Source organism: Bacillus sp. JJ1474, assembly GCF_036965225.1.
In the GTDB taxonomy this organism is placed as follows: Bacteria; Bacillota; Bacilli; order Bacillales; family Cytobacillaceae; genus Cytobacillus.
In genome coordinates this window covers 1-2,656 of record NZ_JBALPC010000310.1, presented here as the reverse complement: position 1 = coordinate 2,656, position 2,656 = coordinate 1, and the positions used below count along the sequence as shown (strand labels likewise).

The 2,656-nt window shown below is 30.7% G+C and carries 5 protein-coding genes; 4 read left to right on the top strand and 1 reads right to left on the bottom strand.

Annotation, left to right across the window (positions count from 1 at the left end; all coding sequences use genetic code 11):
• Positions 1–123 precede the first annotated feature (123 nt).
• From V7164_RS25195 to V7164_RS25180, 4 genes are all read left to right on the top strand, one after another.
• Entirely contained in the window at positions 124–669 is a 546-nt protein-coding gene (locus V7164_RS25195; RefSeq protein WP_335355592.1) for a hypothetical protein, read from the top strand.
• A 287-nt stretch (positions 670–956) separates the two neighbouring features.
• Positions 957–1,190, top strand: a complete 234-nt coding sequence (locus V7164_RS25190; protein ID WP_335355591.1) for a BhlA/UviB family holin-like peptide — start codon at positions 957–959, stop codon at positions 1,188–1,190.
• Positions 1,183–1,380, top strand: coding sequence for a holin (locus V7164_RS25185; RefSeq protein WP_335355590.1), 198 nt, complete (start codon positions 1,183–1,185; stop codon positions 1,378–1,380). Before V7164_RS25190 ends, V7164_RS25185 begins: the two co-directional genes overlap by 8 nt.
• Positions 1,380–2,045 (top strand): M15 family metallopeptidase, encoded by a 666-nt coding sequence (locus V7164_RS25180; RefSeq protein ID WP_335355589.1) that lies wholly within the window; start codon positions 1,380–1,382, stop codon positions 2,043–2,045. The genes V7164_RS25185 and V7164_RS25180 overlap by 1 nt, the downstream gene beginning before the upstream one ends.
• Positions 2,046–2,146: 101 nt before the next feature.
• Here the strand turns inward: V7164_RS25180 and V7164_RS25175 are convergent, their stop codons facing one another.
• Positions 2,147–2,566 carry a hypothetical protein gene (locus V7164_RS25175; RefSeq protein ID WP_335355588.1) on the bottom strand — a complete coding sequence of 140 codons (420 nt, stop codon included), beginning with the start codon at positions 2,564–2,566 and terminating at the stop codon, positions 2,147–2,149.
• Positions 2,567–2,656 lie beyond the last annotated feature (90 nt).

Here is a 2,656-nt window from a genome sequence, read left to right as displayed (position 1 = left end):
AAAATATCAAACAATACTTTTAAGGCAACAGTAATTTCGACAGTAATTGCGGTATTAGTATTAGGTTTAACTGTATATAGCTTATTTTTTCAGTAAAACGAATATTTTGTGGGGAGAGCTTTTATGGTAATTGATATAACTACAATTACAGTTTCTGACATTCTTGTTGCTCTAAATATTATAGCCACTAGTTTTTTCAGCTTTTTAATATGGAGGGCAACCGTGGCTTCCAATAAAACTGCATTAGCAATAAAGGAAGCTGGAGAAAAAGAAAAACATGCCATTGAAAACCAAAATAGATATTTAGTCAGATATAACTTATCCCAAATAGAAAATATATTACTTTCACATAGTATTGAGAGAGGTTTTCCACAAAAAGCAAAAGCAAATATTGAGGAAGCAATTGGTCAAATTAGAGATTTTGAATTAACTAATTTTTTTACAGCAGAAGAAATTAAGTATATTCTAGATTTTTTAAACTATCTGGATAAGGATTTTATGAAAATATTTAAAAAGGCAAGAGTGTATAGTGAAAATCCACTTTATACAGATGAAGGTGGACTAGAAACTATGAGAAGAGAACGTCAAGAATATAATAAGAGAGAAAGACCTTACGTTGAAGCTGCTATTACAGAAATAGGGGAACTTAAATCTAAAATAAAATCTTAAAAGATGTAGATAATACTTTGGCTTAGGGAAAAAGAAAATAGGGGTTTTTGTTAATCATTAAAGACTTTACGCGGGAATGTTGAATGTTTAACAGATTACAATGAAATACAAGTTAAAAAGAAGTGAATGGAGATTTTTCAATTTCCTTCACTTCTTTTTTACTGAAAAAATAGATACAGTTATCCATTAGTACAAGAAGAATCAATAATTGAATTTGAAGAAGATAATAAAAAACTTTGAACAGAGTTAGGTATAATCTAGCTCTCTTTTTATTGTGAGGTGAAACTATGATTACATGGGTAGAAATGTTTAAAGAGGTAGCTAGTCTTTACGGTCTGCCATTTGCTTTATTTATAGCTTTATTAGTTTGGGTTTTACATAAAAATGATAAGCGTGAAACGAGGTACATTGAGCGTGAAGACAAATATTTAACTGTTATTCAAACATTATCAGAAGATGTTAAAGAGCGATTATCAAAAATTGAAGCTAGGATTTTCAATGGAGGGAAAAAACATGAGTAAATTTAAGAACTATGGACTATGGATTGCATTAGCAGCTCTTTTCTACATGATCATTGAAGATTTAGGATACACGATTGATCCGACAAGATGGGAAACTTATGTGACTCTTATTATTGGAATTCTAATCTATTTAGGTATTGTTTCAAATCCTAAAGAGGGTAAAGGTTTTAAGGATGCAGGTGATAAATAATGGAGTTAAATTACTTAATAGATAAGGCTAAATTGAAACTGTTAAACGTCCATCCAACAATTTTAAAAAAGGCACTTGAATTAATAAAAAAGTGTCATTCTGAAGGAATAAATATTCTTATAACACAAGGTTTAAGGAAAATAGAAGAACAAAACGCACTATATGCTCAAGGGAGAACGACAGCAGGAAAGATTGTTACTAATGCAAAGGGTGGATACTCATATCATAATTATGGACTTGCTTTTGATTTTGCTGTGATTGATACTCCTACAAAAATTAATTGGAACATTGATTCAAGATGGAAACGAGTAGGGGATATTGGTGAATCTCTTGGATTGGAGTGGGGAGGAAGATGGAAAGACTTTGTTGACTATCCTCATTTTCAATTAACATTTGGATTAACATTATCTGATCTAAGAGCTGGAAAGAAACCGCCTGAAGTAATAGATATTGAGGAGGATGACGAAATGAGCTTAAAGGAAAAATTTGATCCAATCGAAAGAGAAGATTTAACTGATGGTCAAAAAAACATGTTAAAACGTTTGGAGAAGGTTGGGGCAATTAAAAATGATTATAAGCCTAGTCAAATTGATTTAATTACTATGTCTATTATTGATTCAGCTTTTAAGAATACAGGCTTTTATGGGTTTGCGAAAAATAAGTAATAATAATAGCCCCACTCAGTATTGTGAGTAGGGCTTTTTCTGCTTTATTTCCATTAATTAGAAAACAATCCACTCTTAGAGATTTCAACACCTCTTTAAACTTAAAAGAATTTGCTAATATTCTCGTATACTTGGTAAGCTCCATTTAAAACACTTTGTACTTTATCCAATTTACTTAATGCACCTTCTCTTTCTTCTTTTGTGGGGGCATTCATAGCTTGGTTTAATAGTTCAACAGCTTCCCTTAATTCATCAATCTGGGTTTGTACTTCTTGCCTGTTAGTGGGTTTATTTCCTTCGTAAAAATAATTAATACCTTTTTCAGTTATTGAAGCTTTTTTAATCTTTCCACTATCTTCTGAGCGTATTATTGTTACATATCCACCATTTGCTAGTATATCCAACTCAGCATAAATAGTCTGCGAGTTTTCTACACCAAGTTTATTTTTAATATGACCAACACTTTTTTCCTTTCCAGCATCTTTTAATGTAGAAAGGATTCTTTTTTGAAGTACATTCATTATTTTCTCCTAATAAAAGTAATTTTTATTTTGAACTAGTCTTCACAAGTTCAATCAGATCACTTTTCCATTGTTTAATTTCATCTGATT